16 protein-coding genes are annotated in these 22,553 nt (G+C 53.3%); 15 read left to right on the forward strand and 1 reads right to left on the reverse strand.

The annotated features are described in order from the left end of the window. Window positions 1-80 precede the first annotated feature (80 nt). Window positions 81-1,349 carry a phosphopyruvate hydratase gene (gene eno, locus ACLTX1_RS05380; protein WP_412330581.1) on the forward strand — a complete coding sequence of 423 codons (1,269 nt, stop codon included), beginning with the start codon at window positions 81-83 and terminating at the stop codon, window positions 1,347-1,349. A gap of 51 nt (window positions 1,350-1,400) precedes the next feature. Here the strand turns inward: eno and ACLTX1_RS05385 are convergent, their stop codons facing one another. Beyond that, entirely contained in the window at window positions 1,401-2,255 is an 855-nt protein-coding gene (locus ACLTX1_RS05385; protein WP_176821101.1) for a sugar phosphate isomerase/epimerase family protein, read from the reverse strand. 919 nt (window positions 2,256-3,174) lie between these two features. On the opposite strand from ACLTX1_RS05385, the gene ACLTX1_RS05390 reads away from it, so the two are divergent. The 14 genes from ACLTX1_RS05390 to ACLTX1_RS05455 all read left to right on the forward strand — a co-directional run bounded on the left by ACLTX1_RS05390 (window position 3,175) and on the right by ACLTX1_RS05455 (window position 22,543). After that, a complete protein-coding gene (locus ACLTX1_RS05390) occupies window positions 3,175-4,125 on the forward strand; it encodes an ABC transporter permease (protein WP_395591552.1) in 951 nt (316 codons plus the stop codon). Window positions 4,126-4,138: 13 nt separating this feature from the next. After that, on the forward strand, window positions 4,139-5,029 hold the full coding sequence (locus ACLTX1_RS05395) for a carbohydrate ABC transporter permease (protein WP_308449815.1): 891 nt from the start codon (window positions 4,139-4,141) through the stop codon (window positions 5,027-5,029). Window positions 5,030-5,109: 80 nt separating this feature from the next. Further along, complete coding sequence (locus ACLTX1_RS05400; protein WP_412330582.1) at window positions 5,110-6,795, forward strand: hypothetical protein; 1,686 nt, start codon at window positions 5,110-5,112, stop codon at window positions 6,793-6,795. Between the two features lie 239 nt (window positions 6,796-7,034). Further along, window positions 7,035-9,710 carry a glycoside hydrolase family 2 protein gene (locus ACLTX1_RS05405; RefSeq protein WP_308449817.1) on the forward strand — a complete coding sequence of 892 codons (2,676 nt, stop codon included), beginning with the start codon at window positions 7,035-7,037 and terminating at the stop codon, window positions 9,708-9,710. 83 nt (window positions 9,711-9,793) lie between these two features. Next, window positions 9,794-12,631, forward strand: a complete 2,838-nt coding sequence (locus tag ACLTX1_RS05410) for a glycoside hydrolase family 3 C-terminal domain-containing protein (RefSeq protein ID WP_412330583.1) — start codon at window positions 9,794-9,796, stop codon at window positions 12,629-12,631. 297 nt (window positions 12,632-12,928) lie between these two features. Beyond that, the gene (locus ACLTX1_RS05415; RefSeq protein WP_343284755.1) at window positions 12,929-13,606 is read left to right on the forward strand and encodes an amino acid ABC transporter permease; all 678 of its coding nucleotides are present in this window, start codon (window positions 12,929-12,931) and stop codon (window positions 13,604-13,606) included. Window positions 13,607-13,609: 3 nt separating this feature from the next. Further along, window positions 13,610-14,353, forward strand: a complete 744-nt coding sequence (locus ACLTX1_RS05420) for an amino acid ABC transporter ATP-binding protein (protein WP_308449819.1) — start codon at window positions 13,610-13,612, stop codon at window positions 14,351-14,353. A gap of 55 nt (window positions 14,354-14,408) precedes the next feature. Beyond that, window positions 14,409-15,281, forward strand: a complete 873-nt coding sequence (locus tag ACLTX1_RS05425; RefSeq protein ID WP_308449820.1) for a transporter substrate-binding domain-containing protein — start codon at window positions 14,409-14,411, stop codon at window positions 15,279-15,281. 121 nt (window positions 15,282-15,402) lie between these two features. Beyond that, entirely contained in the window at window positions 15,403-15,690 is a 288-nt protein-coding gene (locus ACLTX1_RS05430; RefSeq protein ID WP_395507467.1) for an imidazolonepropionase, read from the forward strand. Continuing rightward, complete coding sequence (locus tag ACLTX1_RS05435) at window positions 15,687-16,538, forward strand: IS3 family transposase (RefSeq protein ID WP_395507468.1); 852 nt, start codon at window positions 15,687-15,689, stop codon at window positions 16,536-16,538. Before ACLTX1_RS05430 ends, ACLTX1_RS05435 begins: the two co-directional genes overlap by 4 nt. Window positions 16,539-16,901: 363 nt before the next feature. Continuing rightward, window positions 16,902-17,441, forward strand: coding sequence for a QueT transporter family protein (locus tag ACLTX1_RS05440; protein WP_412330584.1), 540 nt, complete (start codon window positions 16,902-16,904; stop codon window positions 17,439-17,441). Between the two features lie 40 nt (window positions 17,442-17,481). Beyond that, window positions 17,482-18,855: a TrkH family potassium uptake protein gene (locus tag ACLTX1_RS05445; protein ID WP_308449898.1), complete on the forward strand. Its 1,374-nt coding sequence runs from the start codon at window positions 17,482-17,484 to the stop codon at window positions 18,853-18,855. Between the two features lie 187 nt (window positions 18,856-19,042). After that, window positions 19,043-20,653, forward strand: coding sequence for an oligosaccharide flippase family protein (locus ACLTX1_RS05450; protein ID WP_412263223.1), 1,611 nt, complete (start codon window positions 19,043-19,045; stop codon window positions 20,651-20,653). Between the two features lie 111 nt (window positions 20,654-20,764). Next, window positions 20,765-22,543: an ABC transporter ATP-binding protein gene (locus ACLTX1_RS05455; protein ID WP_412263221.1), complete on the forward strand. Its 1,779-nt coding sequence runs from the start codon at window positions 20,765-20,767 to the stop codon at window positions 22,541-22,543. Window positions 22,544-22,553: the final 10 nt, after the last annotated feature.

Raw genomic sequence — 22,553 nt, forward strand, 5'->3', positions numbered from 1 at the left:
AGCGGTTTTCAACTTTCCAGATATAAAGCATGAAAAAATGGCTTTTGGACATACTGAAAGCGTATTGCAAAACAGAAAGGATGAAAACGATGAAAATACAAAAGGTTCTGGCGACGGAAATTCTCGATTCCCGCGGCACGCCGACCGTCGGCGCAACGGTCATCTTGAGCGACGGCTCCGTCGGCACGGCGAACGCGCCCTCCGGCGCATCGACGGGCAAATTTGAAGCGCACGAAAAGCGCGATAATGACCGCAAGCGCTATCTCGGGCGCGGCGTGAAAAAAGCCGTGGAGGGCATTGAGGAAACCGTTGCCCCGGTGCTCGAAAATATGCAGCGCGTGACGGTGCAGAACGTCGACAGAATGCTCATTGAGCTTGACAACACCAAAAACAAAGAAAAGCTCGGCGCAAACGCCACATTGGCGGTGTCGCTCGCTGCTGCAAAGGCGCTTGCCGCGCACTATAAACAACCGTTTTTCCGCTACCTCGGCGGCACGAACGCACAGAAGCTTCCCGTGCCGATGATGAACATTTTAAACGGCGGCGCGCACGCGGCGAATAACGTGGATATTCAGGAGTTCATGATTGTGCCCGTGGGCGCAAAATCGTTTTCGGAGGCCGTGCGCATGGGCAGCGAGATCTACCACACGCTCGGCAGCATTTTGAAGCAGCGCGGTCTTGCGGTCTCCGTGGGCGATGAGGGCGGCTTCGCGCCGAACCTCGCAAGCGACGAAGAAGCGATAGAGGTCATTTTGGAGGCCGTTTCGAGCGCGGGCTACACGACGGACGAGGTGAAGATTGCGCTTGACGCGGCTGCGAGCGAATGGGCGGCGAACGACGGCTATCTTTTACCGAAGCGCGGCACAAAATATACCTCCGCGCAGCTCATCGCGTATTGGGAAAAGCTGTGCGAAAAGTACCCCATCTGCTCGATTGAAGACCCGCTTGGCGAAGAGGATTGGCCCGCGTGGACAACCGTTACCGAAAAGCTCGGCAAAAAAATCATGCTTGTCGGCGATGACCTGTTCGTTACGAATTCGATGCGAATTCGCGAGGGCATCGGGCGCAAGGCCGCAAACGCACTGCTTGTAAAGCCGAACCAGATCGGCACACTGACGGAAACGCTCGCCGCCGTGGAGCTTGCAAAGGAGAACGGCATGAAGATCGTCATGTCGCACCGCTCGGGCGAAACGGAGGACACAAGCATCGCGGATATTGCCGTTGCCGTAAACGCAGGGTTCATCAAATCCGGCGCGCCGTGCCGCAGCGACCGCACCGCAAAATACAACCGCCTGCTGCGCATTGCAAAGGAAAATGAAATGGACGAAATGTACGGTACAGGCAAATAAAAAAGGGTATCTCGGTTTTCGCCGAGATACCCTTTTAAGTTCAGAAAAGGTTTACCAATCCAGGCCGGAGAACTTGTGGAAGCTGTCCATGCTGATGCGGACGCTTTCCATCTGGGTCAGCTGGGTGTGATCCTGCTCAAGCACAATGTACTCTGCGCCAAGCTCATTGCCCTTGTTGATGATGGACTGGATGTCCATGATGCCGGTGCCGATTTCGCAGAAATCCTTGTGGTCGGAACCCTTGCCGAAGCTGTCCCACGTGACGAGCACGTTCGGGTCGTTGACGGTCCACAGGTTGATCGGGGAATCGGAGGTCTTGGAGAAATCCTTCTGGTGAATGAGCTTCAGGCGGTCGCCGAGGCGGTCCATAACAGCGAGCGGATCCATGCCGCCGCGCATTGCCCAGAACGTATCAAGCTCAAAGCTGACGTAGTTCGGGTCGGTATTGTCCATGATGTGGAACAGAATTTCCTTGCCGTTCAGCTTCTGGAACTCGTGGTAGTGGTTGTGGATGAGGAACTTGATGCCGTGCTCGGAGAGCTTTTTGCCCGCCCAGTTGTAATACTCGCAGCGCTCCATCAGCTGGTCGTAGCCGGTGTAGAAGTCTGCGGACTGGCCAAGGTACTTCGTGCCCACCTGCGTGTGGTACGCAATCATCGGGTCGATGGTCTCCTCATTGATGGGGCGGATGTGGCCGCTAATGAGGTTTGCGCCGGTCTCTTTTAAAAGCTTCTGCATGTCCTCAACGCTGACGCCGAAGCCTACGCCCGGGTCTGTATCTGCGTTGGAGCTTGCAAACTCAAGGTTCTTATAACCAATCTCTGCGACCTGGCGGATCGCGTTGATCGGGTCTTTTTTCATTTCGTCGCGCACGGAGTAAAGCTGAATGCCGACTTTAAGTGCCATAATAGGTTCAATCCTTTCTTGTCCGTTTGCCTGCTGTGCAGGTTATTTCACTATAATTGTACTGCGTTTTTACTCTGTCGTCAAGCGTCCGAAACGGGAGATGGCGTGCAAAATGTGAATTAGGAAAGTTACAAGACGGTATCTTGCGTATTTTCGGGTCAGAGGGGGAAGAAGCAAATGTGAATGAAGTTTTTCGCCTTTTTGAAGACAATTTTAAAAAATTACAAAATTGTAATTTGGTACGCCGTTACAGTGTACAACTCGAAAATTATTTGATTAAAAGATAAACATGATTTAACAATAAAAATAAAGGTACGTTTATATTATTTCAACTTGCACAGGAAAATGAAATTGCCCTAAATTGATCGAAATGACTGAACACAAAATATTCCTGCAAAATTTCCGAAATTTTTGAAAAAACCAGTGAAATACAGTTGGATAACTGCAAGAGTTGTGAAAGCGGTTTCATAAATTCTGCGAATTTAGCAATTTGTTGTCTTTTGAAAACGCATGAAAAATATGGAACCGCTTACACAAACTTGTATGGAGTAGAAAGCGAGATCAAAATAAATTAGGCAAGATGCACAAACCGAAAACCAATGACAAATTTGGGTAAAAAACCGAGTATAGGCTATTTTTGTTGTTGACATTCACAAAAGAGGGTGATAAAATCACAAATGCAAACAAAATGATATACCGTGTTTTTGTAAGATGCACCAAATACAAAGCAAATCGTTTAACTTGTTTTGTTCGTGTCTCTTTTTCTATGGCAGCGGTTCCACAGAAAAGGGGACAAGTTTCGGTATGTTTCAGCGTCACGGGGGAAACCTGTTATTCGGATGTTGCCTCGGGCAAAAACAGCCTTGTGCTTTCTTATTGAAAGCGCGGTCATCACAATATTTTTAGGAGGTTATACCGTATGGCAGCAGCAGCTAAACCGGCAAAGCCGGCGTATGAGCTGAGCGGCTGGGAGCGCTTTAAAAAAGATGTTGTCCGCGACAAGTGGCTGTATCTTCTGATTCTTCCCGGCATGCTTTTCATGCTCATCTTCCGCTATATCCCGATCTTCGGCAATGTGATTGCTTTTATGGACTTCAACCCCTACAACATGTGGAACAGCACATGGGTAGGCTTTGACCAGTTCATCAAGCTTTTCAATAAGCCGGCGTTCATGCAGACTTTCTACAACACCCTCTACATCTCCATTTTGAAGATGGTATGTGGCTTCCCGATTCCGATCATCCTCGCTTTGATGATGAACGAGATGCGCAACATGCAGTTTAAGAAAGTGGCGCAGACACTCCTTTATCTGCCGCACTTCATTTCTTGGGTTGTTATGGCCGGTCTCATCATGAATTTCCTCGATCCGTCCACGGGCCTCGTTACCGCGCTCCTCAAGAGCATCACGGGCAAGGACCTGCAGGTGCTTACCGACAAGGCACTCTTCGTCCCGATGCTGATTATCACCGACATCTATAAGACGATGGGCTGGGGCACGATTATTTACTTCGCGGCGCTGTCCGGTGTTGACCCGCAGCTTTACGAAGCAGCCGAGATTGACGGTGCACGCAAGTGGAAGCAGATGATCAACATTACGCTGCCGGCGATTACCCCGACGATTGTTATCATGCTGATCCTCAACTGCAACAACATCGTAAACGCAGGCTTCGACCAGATCTTCATGCTGTATTCCGCACTGGTTTATGACGTAGCCGATATCATCGATACGTATGTGTACCGTATCGGTATCCAGAAGGCAGACTACTCCTTCTCTACCGCAGCGGGCATGTTCAAATCCATCATCGCTCTCGTCATGATCCTCATCGTCAACTTTGTTGCCAAGAAGACCGGCAACGAGGGTATTTGGTAAGGAGGTTATGAACATGGAAAAGAACAAAATCAAAACCTCTACAGGCGAAAAGATCTTTACCGTATTCAACTACGCGTTCTTTACGCTGCTCTGCCTCGTCATGCTGTATCCGTTCTGGCATGAGATTATGCTTTCCTTCAGCTCCCTTGAAGCATCCATGAAGGGCGGCATCTTCCTCTGGCCGAAGGGCTTTAACCTGGATACTTATAAATCCGTATTTAAAAACCCGAACATCTACACGGGCTTCCGTACCACGATCATCGTCACGATTGCCGGTACGGCACTGGGCACGCTGCTCACCGCTATGACCGCTTATCCGCTTTCTAAGTCCAGACTGCGCGGCGGCAAAGTGTTGATGACGCTTGTCCTCTTCACCATGATTTTCTCCGCCGGTATGATTCCGAGCTTCCTGCTCATCCAGAATATCGGCCTTATGGATAATATCCTCGCGCTGATCCTGCCGGGTCTCGTAAGCGCATACAACTGCATCATCATGAAGAGCTTCTTCCTTTCCATTCCGGAAAGCCTTGAAGAATCTGCCCGCATCGACGGTGCAACCGACCTGCGCATCTTCTTCTCCATCATCCTGCCACTTTCCAAGGCGACCATCGCCACCATCGCGCTGTTCACGGCGGTTGGCTACTGGAACGACTACTTCTCCACGGTCCTTTATATCCGCTCCGTTGATAAGTGGGCTCTGCAGGCGGTTCTGCGCAACATGCTGACGAATACACAGCAGGCAATGCAGCAGGCAGGCGTCAACGTCATGGCGCAGACGAATACCAACGCACAGACGATCAAGGCCGGTACCATCGTGGTTTCCACGGTGCCGATCCTCATCGTGTACCCGTTCGTGCAGAAGTACTTCGTTAAGGGTGTTATGATCGGCGGCGTTAAGGGCTAAGCCCGCACTCTTTTGGGTTGTCCCGAAGCATGGCTTCGGAAAACTATATTATCATCATTTCCAAAGAAAGGATTTTAGTCATGAACATGAAGAAAATCGCATCCGTTGTTCTGGCACTTGCACTGAGCGTAAGCGTATTTGCAGCGTGCGGCAGCAACGGCAATTCTTCCGCAAGCTCTACGGCTTCCACCGAGAGCAGCACTGCTTCTACCGACAGCAGCGCAGCTTCTACCGACAGCAGCGCAGCTTCTACCGACAGCAGCGCAGCTGCGACCGGCGATAAGATCGACGTTCTGAACCAGAGCGAAACGATGGACGTTTCCGTTGCAGTTATGACCGGCTTCACCGCAGCTGACAGCCGCGTTCAGAAGGAACTTGAGGAAAAGTACAACGTTAAGTTCAATCTCGTTGTTCTCCCGGGTTGGGCTGACGGCCAGTCCCAGATCTCCCTGCTGATGGCATCCAACGACATGCCGAACATCATGTGGTGGTGGACCATGGATACCGAGTACAACAAGTGGGTGAAGGCAGGTCTGTTGGACGATGTCTCCGCTTACATGGATAAGTACACCGTTATCCGCGACTACTACAACAAGATGGACCCGAAGACCCTCTTCTATGCATCTGAGGCCGACGGCTCCATTTACAGAATCCCGGGCGACGTTGCTGAACCGTCCTGCGAGAACCTCTGGATCCGCCAGGATTGGCTCGATAACCTGAATCTTAAGGCTCCGACCACGATCGAAGAGCTCAACGAAGTGCTCCGCGCTTTCACGGAGGACGATCCGGACGGCAACGGTCAGAACGACACCTACGGCCTCGGCGGCGACGGTTACGACTTCCGTTCCTTCTGGCCGTGGATTCAGTCCTATGACCAGACCCATTACAGCCGTTTCTGCGTAGATGACGACGGCGTTGTCACCTACGGCCCGGCTAACGAGGGCACCAAGAACTGGGTTAGCGACGTTGCTGATCTGTATGCAAAGGGCTACATCACCCCGAACATCACGCAGGATACCGACCGTGACGAGCAGATGGCAAACGGCGGCTTCGGCGTAACGTACAGCTGGTGCGCATGGAACAACCCGGACTCTGCTCCGATGATGTCCTTCTATGCTTCCAACCCGGATGCTAAGTGGGTACCGATCGACATGGTCAAGGGTTCCAACGGCAACCCGCAGGAAGACCCGGCTACAAGCGCTGCTTGGGCATATTTCGCAATCACCAACACAGCTTCCGATCCGGAAAGACTGTATGCAACTTGGGATGACATGTGCGATTCCGATAACTACATCGCACGCCGCTTCGGTATCGAAGGCACCGATTACAAGTACGACGAGAACGGCCAGTATGTCGCTATCGTTGGCCCGGACTCCGAGGAGAACACCTCTAAGAATATCGGCCTCAAGCTGTTCGATAACCTCATGAACCGTAAGGACGAGTGCAACATCTCCAATACTCCGGAGACTACCGCTCTGTTCAACAAGTCCGGCGAAAACAGCCGCTATGCTGCTGCTCACCTCGTTGAGTGGAAGGATCCGGCTTCCTTCGAGTCCTGGACCGAGTGCAGCGCTGACATCGAGGATGAGAAGGATCAGTACCTCTGGGGTGTCATCGCCGGTCAGGAATCCATCGACGATTGGGACAACTATGTTGCAACGCTGAACAGCCTCGGCCTCGAGGACGTTCTTGCTGAAGCAAACGAGGACTATGCAGAGCTCAGCGCTCAGATGGAAGAGTACCTCGCTGCTCACGGCGAAGCGTAATCGACTGATCGGATCTCGATTAAAATGTATACAGATGGGGGAAGCTTTCGGGCTTCTCCCATTTTGTTTCTTATGCAAAAATAATCCGCGAAAAAACTGTGCATGTTTACAAGAAAATGTGCGTTTTTTTCTCTATATGAAATTTGCAAAAAGCTATTGAATTCTCGCTTTGCATCGGCTACAATGCAAAGAAAGGCAAATATACGCCTATGCAAATCCCCCGAAGGAGTTGTAAAAAAATGAGCAAACTGTCTCTTGCCGGCGCGTGGAAGCTGCGCGGCGAATTTATGGACGTTACGGCAGAGCGCTACAACGAAGTGCTGCGTAAAATGGACGCAGCCCCCGTGCGCGCAACGCTGCCGGCATTCTTAAAGCTTGAAGACCTTTCCGAAGAAGAACAGGCAGAGTTCTTAAAAGACCCGAACCCGCATTTTCACGTGATGACGGATAAATCAAATCATGCGTTCCCTTCTAAATACGGCTTTATCCCCATGACCGTGCCGGGCGACGTCACCACCGCCCTCATCGAAAACGGCATCGCAGAAGAACCTTTTTTGAAGGAAAACACAAAGAAAAACCAGTGGATCAAGGATCTTTCCTGGTGGCTCGTCCGCGATTTTGACGTCACAGAGGAGATGCTGAACGAAGATATCGTGCGCCTCAACATTGAAATGCTCGACTTCAACGCGGATATCATCGTAAACGGCATGCCCGCCGCGCACCACGAAAACGCGTTCTGCGCGTTCAGCGAAGACATCAAGCGCTTTTTGCACGTCGGCAAAAACCAGCTCGTTATTCGCCTCACCTCCGGCATGGAGCTGCACTACCCGCGCGACGCCGTTTCGTTCTACTGCGCAAGTGAAAACGCCATCTGTGACCAGCGTGTCTACACCCGCAAGCCGCAGTTTACCTACGGCTGGGACTGGTGCCAGCCCGTGCCCACCTGCGGCATCGGCCGCTCCATCGAGATTGAAGCGTTCAGCGGTGCGCAGGTCATCGCGTCCCGCGTCGATACGTTAAAACTCGACGGCGATGACGCCGAAGTGGAGTTCCACTTCGAAATCGAAAAATCCGACATGGTCTCAAGCGCCGAGTGCGAGCTCACCTATACGCTCGAATTTGAGGGTAAAACCGTTTATACCGGCAAAAAAACGCTCATGCTCGTCGGCGGCGTGAACTTCGCCGAGGAACGCGTCACAATCAAAAACGCGAAACTCTGGTGGCCGAACGGCTACGGTGCGCAGAACCTCTATACCTTTAAAGCCTGCTGCGTCACAAAAGGCATCCTGCACGAGATGCAGCCGAAGAAGATCGGCATCCGTACCTTGGAGCTCGATACCTCTAAGCTTGAAGACGGCAGCCGCAACTTCTTCTTTAAGGTGAACGGCGTGCGCATCTTCTGCAAGGGCGGCAACTGGGTGCCGACGGATTCCCTTTATCTGCGCACCCCGAAGGAAAGCTACGAGACCCTCGTGCGCGAGGGCGCGGCGGCGCACTTCACCATGTTCCGCATGTGGGGCGGCGGCACGTATGAGCCGGACTGCTTCTATGAATATTGCTCGGAGTACGGCATTTTGCTGATGCATGACTTTATGTACGCCTGCGCGTTCTACCCCGACCACAAAAACGATTTCCTCTTTGAGGCGGAGCGCGAAGCCGAGTACCAGACAAAGCGCCTTGCACATTATCCCTGCATGGCCATCTGGACAGGCAACAACGAGATTGCGGAATCCTACACCGATTGGTTCCCGGCGCCCATCAAGCCGGAGCGCTTCTATGGCGAGAAGATATTCAACTATATTCAGCCGCGTGCCGTGCACCGCAACAGCCCGCTCGTTCCGTATATGCCGTCCTCGCCGTACTTCGGCGACCGCGCCAACGAGAGCGAACAGGGCGACGTACATGCATGGTCGTTCTTCGGCCGTCACCCGAAAACGAAGTTCAAGTTTGTCTATGAGCTTGAGGCGTTCGACCGCATCCCGGCGCGCTTCTCCAGTGAATACGGCTTCTTCGGCGCACAGATGGAAAGCACCGTTCGCCGTTACCTCGACGGCACCGAAATGCGCTTCGATAACCCCATCTGGAAGCACCACGGCGAGTTTGACCGCAAGCGCAGCAACATCGACGGCGCGATTGACCGCCATTTGACGGAGTTCAAAGCCCTCGATGAACACGGCTATCTGCTGTACAGCGGCATCATGCAGGGCCTTCTGTACGCCGAGCTTGCCGAAGCTATGCGCCGCAAGCCGTACGGCGCAGGCGATCTCATCTGGATGTACAACGATTGCTGGCCGGAGACAGGCTGGACGATCATCGATTATTACCTGACGAGAAAGATCTCGTTCTATTTCTTAAAGCGCGCGTTTGCAACGAAAAAGCTCATCATCCGCGCGTGTGAGGGCGGCGCAGAAGTGACTGTCATCAACGAAACGCCCGAAGCGTTCACGGCGGATATTCACTGCGGCTACATGACCTTTACCGGCGAGACCGACAGTCTCTGCACAAAGACGCTCAAGGTTGCTCCGCACTCCATGCAGCAGTTCCACATTTCCGTCTGCAATGATTTGAAGCGCGGCTTCTTCTTTGCAAGCGCCGAGGGCTTCGACACCGCCGACAGCCTGCGTGCGTATTATCGCGATTACGTCTTCCCGGAAAGCGACGCAAAGATTGAAAAGGTGGAGCAGGACGGCAACGATCTGCTCGTGACGATCCGCGCGAGCGTGTACACGCCGTTTGCGTACCTCATGACGAGCGACGACCGCGTGCATTATGATGATAACTACGTTACGCTCTACCCGAACGAGCCGAAGACGCTCCGTGTGGAAAACTGCACGGAAACGCCTGTGCTGCACGTTGCCGCACCCGCCCCGAGCGAAGAAACGAAAAAAGCCAGCTATACGGATTCCTGGTTCTGATACGTACTGAAATGCTGCCGCATAGAGCCCCGCTTTGTGCGGCATGCTTTCTATAAAATAACGAGTTTTGAAAGGAGTTTCGCATGAAATACCGTTTTCAAGATAACACCCTGCCGTTTGAAGAGCGCGCAAAAGACCTGCTCTCCCGCTTAACGCGCGAAGAAAAGGTCGGCATGATCACGTCGCAGCTCGATGCTATTCCGCGCCTCGGCATTCAAAAGACGCATATCGGCACCGAGATCGCGCGCGGCGTTGTAAACCGCGACCAAAAGCGCGAGACCACCATTCTGCCGCAGCCGTGGGGCATGGCGGCCATGTTCGACGATGCCCTCATGGAGCAGCTTGGCGACATGGCAGGCGACGAAACGCGCATCACGCACGATATGGAAGAAAGGCCGTCCTCTCTGGAGCTTTTCGGACCCACCATCGATATGGAGCGCGACCCGCGCTGGGGCAGAAACGAAGAAGCCTATGGCGAAGACCCGTGCCTTACGGGTAAAATGAGCGCCGCCTACTGCCGCGGCCTTACGGGCAAGGACGAGAAATATTTGAAGACCGCGCCTTTGCTCAAGCATTTCTACGCCAACAACTACGAAAATGAACGCCAGACGACGAACGCGAACATCACCCCGCGCTTAAAGCACGAGTATTACTTAAAAGCGTTTGAGCCCGCCGTGCGCGAAGGCCGCGCGCCGGGCCTTATGACGGCGTACAACTGCATCAACGGCGTAGAGGGCGTCAACAACCCGGACGTTTCGGAAATCTGTAAAAAAGAGTGGGGCATGACGTTCGCTGTCAGCGACGGCGGCGATTTCGGCCAGAACGTCGCCGCGCACCGTACATATGAACACCACGCGCAGTCTATGGGCGACATCCTCGGCGTCGGCGCGGATATGATGCTCGACAGCCGCTCCATGGTTGACCCTGCCGTGCGCGAAGCGCTCGAAAAAGGCTACCTCACCGAAGAAAACCTCGATAAAGCCGTGTATTCCACGTTATTGCTGCGCTTTAAGCTCGGCGATTTCGATGAAGACCACCCCTATGCGCACATTGACCCCGCAAAGCTCGCAAGCCCCGCGCACAAGGCGCTCGCCGTAAAAGCGGCAAAGGAGTCCGTCATCCTGCTTGAAAACCGTGGTATGCTGCCTTTAACCGACGACGGCAAGTGCACCGTCGCGGTCGTGGGCCCGCTCGCAAATGAGAACTACACCTGCTGGTACTGCGGCTATGCACCGAACCAAACGCCGGTCGTCAAGGGCTTCAGAGAAAAGCTCGGCGAAGACCGCGTACTGTTCGATGAAGGCTTTGACCGCGTGCGTATCCGCTCCGAAAAAACCGGCAAGTACCTGCGCATCGCCGAAAACGGCGCGGTATATGCCGATGCCGACGAGAACACCGCCGACCTCTTTGAGCGCGCGGATTGGGACTTCGGCGCATGGACGCTGCGCAGCGTGCGCACCGGCAAGTACCTCACCGAGGACAAAAATTTCTTCGACGAGACCCCGCAGGACGAAAACGCCGTCACCATCGACCCCGGCATGAACTGTACGGCAGACGTGGTGTTCGGCTGGTTCGTGAAAGAACTGCTGTATGCCAAGGAAGAAGACGGCGTTTTGTACCTCGATACCTGGCAGCACCGCGCTGTGGCCGTAAACGACGAAAATAAGCTCGTTGCAAAGGCCGGCTCCGGTGACTGCCCCTGCAAGCAGTTTACACTGGAAGTCGTTTCCTCCGGCGCAGAGCGTGTGGCAGAGCTCGCGCAACGCGCCGACCACGTCATCGTCTGCGCGGGTAACCAGCCGCTCATCAACGCGCGCGAGGAGTATGACCGTCCGGATATCCGCCTGCCGAAAGCCCAGACCGCGCTTCTGGACGCCGCAGCAGCTGCAAATGAGAGTACTCTGCTGTACCTCGTCACGGGCTATCCGTTCGCCATCAACAAGGAGAAGGACACCGCCAAAGCCGTGCTGTGCTCCACGCACCTCGGTCCGTGCCTCGGCCATGTTGCTGCTGCGACCGTCTTCGGTGAAAACAATCCCGCCGGCCGCACCCCGACCACGTGGTATCGTTCTGTTCGTGATCTCCCCGCGCTTGACGATTACGACATCGCGAAAAACCATGTGACGTACCTCTATTTTAGGGGCAAGCCGCTCTACGCGTTCGGCTACGGCCTCAGCTATACGACTTTTGCATACAGCAATCCGACTGTTAAGCAGGAAAACGGCGAAGTCATCGCGACTATAAACGTGCAGAACACCGGCGCTCTTGACGGCGACGAAGTGGTGCAGCTTTACATGAGCCTGCCGAGCTCCCTGCGTGTGCGTCCCATCCATGCACTCAAAGCTTTCAAGCGCGTGCACATCCAGGCGGGCGAGACCGTCACCGTTACGCTGAATTTCAAGATCGACGACCTTGCCATTTGGTGCAACGGCAGAAAGATCTACACGGTCGAAAGCGGCGTGTACAAAATGGAAGTCGGCGCGGCGAGCGACGATATTCGCCTTACCGCCGACGTGGAGATTGCAGGCGAAGCGTTCCCGGGTCGACCGGGCTTCTTCAAGCAGGAAGCCATCGATGCCGATGATTACAGCGGCGTCACGTTCCTCACGGATAAGCGCGACGGCGAAACGTATGTGGAAGCGAAGGATTTCCGCAGCTTCCTCGTGTATAAGAACATGGATCTCACCGGCTGCAATGCGTTCGAGTGCGCCATGAGCGCGCCCTCCGGCGACGTGGAGATCCTCCTTGCGGATAACAAGACCGGAAAAGTTCTCGGCAAAGCGGGCGGCACAGGTACCGGAAGCCTCACAAAGTTCACATCGTTTACGTGCGATGTCACCGCCGAAGCCGGCCTCACCGAGCTGCGCATTGTCTTCACGAAACAGACGTCCTTAAAATGGTTCCGCTTTTACACGGTGTGAGTTTTGAACCGATTTAAATTCAAAAGTTGAATACTCGAAAAGGGATAGCGCTGTGCTGTCCCTTTTTGCATGTGTGTCTTTCTAACGGTCGCTTTGCTTGCCGTTTGGGAGACCCGGTTTTTTCAGTTGCATTTGAAACCATACGAAAAAGGTATACTATGCCCGAAAAGCATGTGGTTCAATCCATTATAGGTATTTGACATTTTACCCCATCACGGGTATACTAAACTTCAAGTAAAGTACAGGGCGTATATTTATATTGAAATTCGTTTTCAGAAAGAGGGAAGAACAAAAGCTATGTTCAGCGGACGTTTATGGGAGCTTTTTATAGACTCCTTTCCGAAAATTCTCATCCCCGGCCTGACGGTCACCATTCCGCTCACTGTCATTTCGTTCACCTTTGCACTCATTATCGCGGTCATTATGGCGCTGGTGCAGTTCGCAAATGTGAAGGTCTTAAAGCAGATCGCGCGTTTTTACATTTGGATCTTCCGCGGTACGCCGCTGCTCGTGCAGCTGTTCGTTGTGTTCTTCGGCCTTTCCCGCGTCGGCATTTTGCTTGATCCGTTTCCGGCGGCAGTTATCGTGTTTTCCCTGAATGAGGGCGCGTATTGTGCCGAGACCATCCGCGCTGCGCTTGAATCCGTGCCGAAGGGTCAGCTTGAAGCCGGTCAGTGCGTGGGGCTTACCTATCTCCAGACCATTTTCCGCATTGTGCTGCCGCAGGCCATGCGCACGGCGTTCCCGCCGCTTTCCAACTCGCTCATCTCCATGGTCAAGGACACCTCCCTTGCGGCGAACATCACCGTAACGGAAATGTTCATGGTCACACAGCGTATCGTGGCGCGCACGTATGAGCCGCTACTTTTATACCTTGAGGTCGGCCTTATATACCTCATTTTCTCTACGGTGCTCACTTGGGTGCAGCGCTTTGGCGAAAAGAAGCTCGCGTCTTACGGACACAAGGAGGGCTGAGTTATGCTGCAAATTCTGGACATTAAAAAATCCTTCGGCGAGCTGCATGTGCTGCGCGGCGTCGATCTCGACGTGGAGCAGGGCGATGTGGTCGCCATCATCGGCCCGTCCGGCTCCGGTAAAACAACCCTCCTGCGCTGCATAAACTTCCTCGAAAAAGCCGACAGCGGCACCTTGATTTTTGATAACGAAAAATTCGAATTCGATAAGATCACCAAAAAAGAGATTGCGCGCCTGCGCCGCAAAACGGCGTTCGTGTTCCAAAACTACAATCTGTTTTTAAACAAAACAGCGCTGCAGAACGTCACAGAGGGTCTCATCGTCGCCCGCAAAATGCACAAGGCGGAAGCCGTTGAGATCGGCAAAAAAGCGCTCGACAAGGTCGGTCTTTCCGACCGTTACGATTATTACCCCTCGCAGCTTTCCGGCGGCCAGCAGCAGCGCGTTGCCATTGCCCGCGCCATTGCGACAAACCCGGAGATTATCTTCTTCGACGAGCCGACGAGCGCGCTTGATCCGGAGCTCACCGGCGAAGTGCTTTCCGTCATGCGCGACCTCGCAAATGAGGGCATGACGATGCTCGTCGTCACACATGAAATGGGCTTTGCCCGCACGGTCTCAAACAAGGTCATCTTCATGGAAGACGGCGTTATCGTCGAGCAAGGCTCCTCGAAAGAATTTTTCGAGAACCCGAAGGAGGAACGCACAAAAGCGTTCCTGCGTACCATTCAGGGAGACATGGATTGATTTTTGTCAGTCCGTTATCCATATTTATCCTACTTAAGCAAAGGAGTAAGAGAACATGAAAAGAACACTTTCTTTACTTATGGCTGTGCTGATGCTCACGGCAGTCGTGCTTACGGGTTGCTCCTCGGGCGGCACAACGTCCGGTGCGGCAAGCAGCAGCGATGCTTCCTCTGCATCGAGCGAAGCAGAAAGCGAGTCTTCCGCAGCGGAAGAAAACGACCTGCTCGCGCAGATCAAGGAAAAGGGCACCATCACGGTCGCGATGGAAGGCACTTGGGCGCCGTGGACATACCACGATGCCGATGATAACCTTGTCGGCTATGACGTAGAAGTTGCGCAGAACATCGCAAAAAAGCTCGGCGTAGAGGTCAACTTTGTCGAGGGCGAGTGGGACGGCCTGCTTGCCGGTCTTGATGACGGCCGTTATGACATCATGGTCAACGGCGTAGGCGTCACCGAAGAGCGCGCGGAAAAGTACAACTTCTCTACCCCGTATGCATATAACCGCACCGCTGTTATCGTGCGCGGCGATTACGATGAGATCAACTCCATGGAAGATCTCGAGGGCAAAACGACCGCCAATACCATTTCCAGCACCTACGCAACGCAGGCAGAAGCCCACGGCGCAACGGTCACGGGCGTGGACGACCTCAACCAGACCATCGAGCTCCTGCTCTCCGGCCGTATCGATGCGACCCTGAACGCAGAAGTCGTATTCGCAGACTACGTAAAGGAGCACCCGGAAGCGAACATCAAGATTGCTACGTTCTCCGATGAAGTCGAAAAGGTCGCCATTCCGATCCGTAAGGGCGACGACACCGCAACGCTGCTCGCAGCCGTCAACGACGCGCTGAAGGAAATGAGTGAGGACGGCACCCTTACCGCTCTCTCCGAAAAATACTTCGGCACCGACATCTCCAAAGAGTAATTTAAAGTAAATTCAGCAAAACAAAGCTCCTACCCGCGTTTCTGAACAGAACCAGTAAAACAGGACAATAGACAAAATCCCCCCTGATGTAGGATAATAAGTACATCAGGGGGGATTCATTATGAGCAAACGAAGATACACCAATATGCAGGTTCTACTACCGACCATAGAAAAGATGTTAGAATCAGGGAAGAACCACAGGGAAATCGAAGCGGAACTTGGCTTGGAGGGAGACCGTCCGGTTCACAATCTGCTGAAGCGGCAACGCAAAAAAGCCGCCAAGGGTGCGCCGAAGTTTCGTGGCAGGAAGCCTGCAAAGACGCTGCAGGAATATAAGTATGAGAATAAGCGGCTCAAGATGGAAGTGAAATTACTGCAGGATTTTCTGCAGTCCACAGAAAGGAAGTGAGGCCAAAGGCAAAGTACGCCGTCATTCACCGTCACCGGGGAGAATACCCAATATCTGTTATGTGCAAATTCTTCGGGGTATCCAGAAGTGGTTACTACTGCTTTAAAAAGCGTCTGGGAGAGACGGATCGCGATGCTGTTGTGGCAAAGGAAATCGAGGAATGTCAGCGCAGGACAGATAAGACCTATGGCTATCGACGTGTATGGAAGTGGTTAAAAGGCAGAAATATTCAAAGAGATCCGAAGACTGTGCTCAGAATCATGAAAAAATATGGATTATTGTCTGAGGTTCGCCGACGCCGCCAATGGGTAAATCTTGGTCAGCAGGTACACAAATACGAAAATCTGTTGAACAGACAGTTCCGGGCGGTCAGGCCAAACGAGAAATGGGTCACGGACATTTCTTACATCCACACAAAAGAAGGCATTTTATATCTGTCCATGATCCGAGATCTGTATGACAACAGTATTGTGGCCTACAAGACTGCAAGTCGGCAGACTGTGAATCTTGTTCTGGACACGATTCGTCTGGCAATGAAGAAAGAGAAAGTCGCTGCGGAGTTGCAGCTCCACAGCGACCAAGGCTTTCAATACACATCGCAAGCATACTTCAAGCTAACACAATCTTACGGCATAACGCCGTCCATGTCAAGGAAAGGAAATCCTTATGACAATGCCATGGCAGAAAATTTCTTCTCCATTCTGAAAACAGAGTGCATCTACCGCCACAAGCCAAAGACGTTCCAAGAAGCAAACGAACTGATCGACAGGTATATTTACTTCTATAACCACGAACGCATCCAAACAAAAACGGGAGTGGCACCGCTGTCGCTGCGCCACTCTGCTTAAAACTCAATATCCTACATGGGGGCTTTTTGTGCTGTCCGCATAATCTGGTGCGGTTCATTCACTGCGGGCAGGGGCTTTTTGCATATTCACGATTGCTGCGGTCAACTTCGTTTATGTAATCAACAATGTCCATGAAAACCGCCTGTCCATGCTCAAAAACGAACAAAATTTCGATTACAAATCCGACATTTTTCGATAATCGGTAGAATATCCCCGAAACGCTTGACTTTTCGTCCTAAATTGCTTATGCTATATCCTGTTGCTGTACGCCCATTTGTGCAGCACGGTCAGTCGTGACATCCTGACCTTAAACAAAACTAGCGCGGCCGGGGCGGCTCCCGGACCGCGGAAAGGAATGCTGAAATGAATAAGAAAACCTCAAAAGTCCGCTTTCTGGCGCTCAGCGCCGTGATTGCGGCGCTGTATGCTGTCCTCACTTACGCCGCTGCCGCCATGAATCTGGCGTTTGGCGCGGTGCAGTTCCGCTTTTCGGAAGCCTTAACGGTGCTCCCGGCCTTTACGCCGGCCGCCATCCCCGGGCTTGCCGTCGGCTGCCTCATCTCGAACCTTGCAAGTCCGCTCGGCGTCGTAGACTGGGTGTTCGGCACGCTTGCAACGCTGCTCGCGGGCATTTTTTCTTACCTTGTACGCAACATTCGCTGGAAAGAGATCCCGGTTTTGGCGCCGCTGCCGCCGGTCATTTTCAACGCCCTCATTGTCGGCTTTGAAGTGGCTTGCCTTGCGGATAACGGCACGTTTGCTTTCGGCAATCTCTCCCTTGCAGGCTTCATCGCGGGTGCCGCTTCGGTCGGCATCGGCGAGCTCATCGTCTGCTATGTGCTCGGTGTGCCGCTGATGATGGCGTTGCGCCGCACAAAGATCAGCGAACTCATGTTGGCATAAATCTGTTCCGGGCGCGCCCGGAGAAAGTCGGTCGGAGTTTATGAAAACGAGCAGATTACAAAAAATAGTAAAGCGTACGTCACCCACGCGCATGTTCGTCGTCAGCTTTGTGATACTTATTTTTATCGGCACCGTGTTGCTCACGCTGCCGATCTCGGCGAAAAGCGGGCGGTTCACAAACCCTGTGGACGCGCTTTTCACGGCGACCTCCGCCGCGTGTGTCACGGGCCTTTCCGTGTATGACACGTTTACATACTGGTCGTATTTCGGGCAGGGCGTTCTGCTTGTGCTCATTCAGTGCGGCGGCCTCGGCCTTGCCGCGTTTGCAACGGGTCTCACGCTGCTCGTCCGCCGCCGCATCGGCATTCGCCACCTTGTACTCGCCCGCGAAAGCGCCGGCGGCAGCAATTTGGATGTCATCTCGCTGCTGCGCATCGTGGTCGCGTTTACGTTTGTGGTGGAAGCTCTCGGCGCGCTTTTACTCATGGTTCGCTTCGTGCCGCTCTATGGCGGGCTCGGCGCATGGGCCTCGGTGTTCGTCTCCGTCTCGGCGTTCTGCAACGCCGGCTTCGATATTTTAAGCTTCATCCCCGGCAATTCGAGTTTATCGGCCTTTAACGGCGACCCGCTCGTCACGCTGACGATTTCCATGCTCATCATCATCGGCTCCACGGGCTTTGTGGTGTTTCAGGATATTTACCGCAAGAAAGTCTCGACGCGCCTGCACCGGCAGCACGTGGAAAAGCTGAGCTTTCACGCGCAGGTCTGTCTGCGTGCATCTTTGACGCTTCTGGTTTTCGGCACGGTGATGCTGTTTATTCTTGAGTATAACAATACATACCGTGATTTGAACTTTTTTGAAAAGCTGAACGCGGCGTTTTTTCAGTCGGTGAACACGCGCACGGCGGGCTTTGCTTCCGTCAGCATTAAGCAGGAAACGGATGGTGCAAAGCTCCTCACGTCGTTCTTGATGTTCATCGGCGGCTGCCCGGGCTCCACGGCGGGCGGCATTAAGGTGACGACGCTTGTGGTGCTGTTTGCGGCGGTGAAATCCACTCTTTGCGGCGAAGACACCACTACGTTCCTGCGCCACCGTTTTGACCCCGGTATGGTGTACAAGTCCCTTACGGTCGTGGCGTTCGCCCTTGTGGTCTCCGTTTTGAACGTGAGCCTCATTTTAGCGCTGCACCACGGTGTTTCCATATTGGATGCGATAATTGAAGCCGTTTCCGCCTTTGCGACGGTCGGCCTCAGCGCAAGCCTGACCCCGACGCTGCATCCGCTTGCAAAGCTTGCCCTGACGCTGACGATGTTCATCGGCCGCGTAGGCCCTGTCTCATTCGGCGTGGCGATTTTAATGCGCAAAAAGAAAAGCGGTTCCGTTCTGCCGGAGGGCAGAATGCTGATCGGGTGATTTTGGATCCTCTGTGCGTTTTGCACAGGGGATCTTTGCTTTCATCGCGCACATTTTAAGCCCGTTTCCTTGCGAAACAGGGGGAAAGTATGGTATACTATTTTGTACGTATTTTGTGTGCTGTTCAGGCTTCCTAAATGCGTTTCAATGCGGCAATTTACGATTTTGATACAGGAGTGATTTCAATTTGTCTCAGAAGACGGAACAGAAAGGACAAAGCTTTTTAAAGGGTACCGCAATTTTGACGGCAGCGACGTTTATCGTCAAATTCATCAATATATTTTTCTCTATTCCGCTTGCGAATTTCCTCGATGATGAGGGCATGGGGCATTTCAACACAGCGTATGACATTTTCGTGTTTTTCAGTGTTTTGGCATCTTCCGGCACGCCGGTCGCCATTTCGCGCCTTGTCAGCGTGGCGTATGCACAGAACCGCAAGCGTGAAGCGGATAAAATTTTCCGCGTGGCATTCACACTGTTCTCCGGCATCGGTCTTGTCGGCTGCATCGTCATGGCGGTGTTTTCCCGTCAGTTTGCGATGCTCATGAACCAAAATGACCGCTCCATGTACGCCATTGCAGCCTTGGCGCCGATGTGCTTTTTCATGTCCGTTTCGTCGTGTCTGCGCGGCTATTTCCAAGGGCGTTCCAACATGACGCCGACGGCGGTCTCACAGGTTTTGGAGTCGCTCATTAAACTGTTTGTCGGTATTGCGCTGGCACTGTATTTCCTGAAGACCACCGGCTTGCCGGAGCTTGGCGCGGCAGGCGCAATCCTCGGCGTTTCCATCGGCTCGTTCTTCGCGGTTTTGTACATTCTTCTGTATTACTTCCGCAAATCGCGCGATACGCGCTATTCACCTTTTGAGCCGAAGGTTTCGAGCGTTAGTGAAATTTTGAAATCTATCCTGACCTTCGCGGTGCCGGTCATCATCGGCTCTGCGTTTTTGAGCGCGCTCGACATTGTGGATTCCTCCGTGATGATGTACCGTTTGCAGGGCGCTGCCGGTGTGGACGCGAACTCCGCCATCGCTATGAAGGGCTGGCTCGGCACGGCGCGCAAGTATTTCGACCTGCCGAACGCCGTTATCGTGCCCATCTCTACCATCGTGCTGCCGATGCTTTCCGGTGCGATCGCAAAAAAAGAAAAGCGCGAAATCAACCGTATTTCCACGCTCTCCCTGCGCATGACGCTCATGGTAGCCATCCCGTCTGCCGCGGGTTTGTGCATTTTTGCAAAACCCATTTGCGCCCTGTTGCTTTACAGCCGCCCGGAGTTTGCGGCAAATACCGCGCCGCTGCTCGCCGTTATGGCGCCGGCGGTCATCACGGCGAGCTTGCTTTACACTACGAACTCGATGATTCAGGCGGTCGGCAAGGTATACGTGCCGGTCATCAATATGATCGTCGGTACGGTGGTACGCATCGGCGTTGTGTATGTGCTGTGCGGTATCCCGGAGATTAACGCCATGGGCTCTGCTGTCGGTACGTTCGTTTCGTATCTTGTTATGATTATTCTGAACCTTATCGCGCTGCACCGTATGCTGCCGGAAATTCCGAGCGTGGTGCGCATGGGCATTCGCCCGCTCCTTGCTTCTGTCATTATGGGCGCGGTCTCGTACCCCGTATATCTGCTGCTCACGCGCTTTATGAGTGAGAAGTTCGCGGTCATTCCGGTTATTCTGCTTGCAATCCTCGTTTACCTCGTGGCGGCGGTGTTTACCAAAGCCATCACGCGCGAGGAGATCGTGCAGCTGCCGAAGGGCGAAAAACTGGCGGATAAACTGCATTTGAAGTAACTTCCTGTCTTGTAAAGGCCATGTGCCTGTGATAAAATAAAATTATAAGTTTTTGGGGAATTTCGCGGTGCGGAAAACGGTTTTGCGCCGATGAAAGAAAGGATGGGTATTGTGGAAGCAACTGTGACAAATAAGGGCAAAAAGGGTCTTATACGCCGTTTTGCGCCGTACTTTAAAAAGTATCTGTGGATTCTCATTTTCGACCTGTTCTGCGCGGCGCTGACGACCGTGTGTGAGCTGGCGCTGCCAATCATCGTGCAGCAGATCACAAACCGCGGCATCAATGACCTGGCGTCTTTGACGCTCAGCTACATTCTGCGCATCGGAGGGCTGTACATTTTCTTAAAGCTCGTCGACGTGGGCGCGACGTTCTTCATGGCGTCTATCGGCCACATCATGGGCACAAAGATCGAGACCGACATGCGCCGCGACATGTTCGCACACCTGCAGAAGCTCTCGTTCTCGTATTTTGACAACACGAAGATCGGTCAACTCATGTCCCGCATCACGACTGACCTGTTCGACATCACGGAGTTTGCGCACCACTGTCCGGAGGAATTTTTCATTGCGGGCATCAAGATCATCGGCGCATTTGTGATTTTGTGCACGATGAGTGTGCCGCTGACGCTGATTATCTTTGCGGTGCTGCCGTTTATGCTGGCGGCTGCCATGTTCTTCAATAAGAGAATGCAGGCGCAGTTCCGCAGCCAGCGCCAACAGCTCGGCGAGATTAACGCGCAGGTGGAAGACAGCCTGCTTGGTGTGCGCGTGGTGAAATCCTTCGCGAACGAGCCGCTTGAAGAAAAGAAGTTTGAAGAGGGCAACCAGCGCTTTTACAACATCAAGCGTCTGCGCTACATGTATATGGGCGGCTTTGAAGCCTCCAATAAATTCTTTGACGGTCTCATGTATATCGTGGTCGTCATTGCGGGCGCCATCTTCATGATGAACGGCGCCATCGACCCCTCGCAGCTTGTGGCGTACCTTTTGTATATCACAACGCTCATCAATTCCATTCACCGCATCGTGCAGTTTACGGAGCAGTTCCAAAGCGGCATGAGCGGCGTGGAGCGCTTCTTTCAGGTTATGGACGCGCCCATCGAGATCAGCGACGCGCCGGACGCCAAAGATATCGGCATTGTCAAGGGCGACGTGACGTTCGACCACGTAAGCTTCAAGTATAACGACGACGGCATCGAGGTGCTTTCTGACATCGACCTCGACGTAAAGGCGGGCGAGAACATCGCGCTTGTCGGCCCCTCGGGCGGCGGCAAAACGACGCTGTGCAACCTCATTCCGCGTTTTTACGATACGACTGCCGGCTCCATCCGCATCGACGGCAAGGACATCCGTACAGTGACGCTGAAATCCCTGCGCGACCGCATCGGCTTTGTGCAGCAGGACGTGTACCTGTTCTCCGGCTCGGTGTTTGAGAACATCCAGTACGGCAAGCCGGGCGCTTCAAGGGAAGAGGTCATCGTGGCCTCTAAAATGGCGGGCGCGCATGAATTTATCGAGGGGCTTTCAAACGGCTACGATACATACGTCGGCGAGCGCGGCGTGAAGCTTTCCGGCGGCCAGAAGCAACGCATTTCCATTGCGCGTGCGTTTTTAAAGAACCCGCCGATTTTGATTTTAGACGAAGCGACGAGTGCGCTCGATAACGAAAGCGAGCGTATCGTGCAGGCGTCGCTTGAAAAGCTTGCGAAGGGCAGAACGACGTTCACGATTGCGCACCGTTTGACGACCATCAAGAACGCGACGAAAATTCTGGTGCTGACGGATAAGGGCATTGAAGAAGCCGGTACGCATCAGGAGCTTATGAAGAAAAAGGGCATTTACTTTGACTTATATAAAAGCTATCAGGAAATGACGGCGGACACGGAATAAAGCCCAAAGG

This window comes from Hominenteromicrobium sp. (assembly GCF_046974225.1).
GTDB lineage: Bacteria > Bacillota > Clostridia > Oscillospirales > Acutalibacteraceae > Hominenteromicrobium > Hominenteromicrobium mulieris.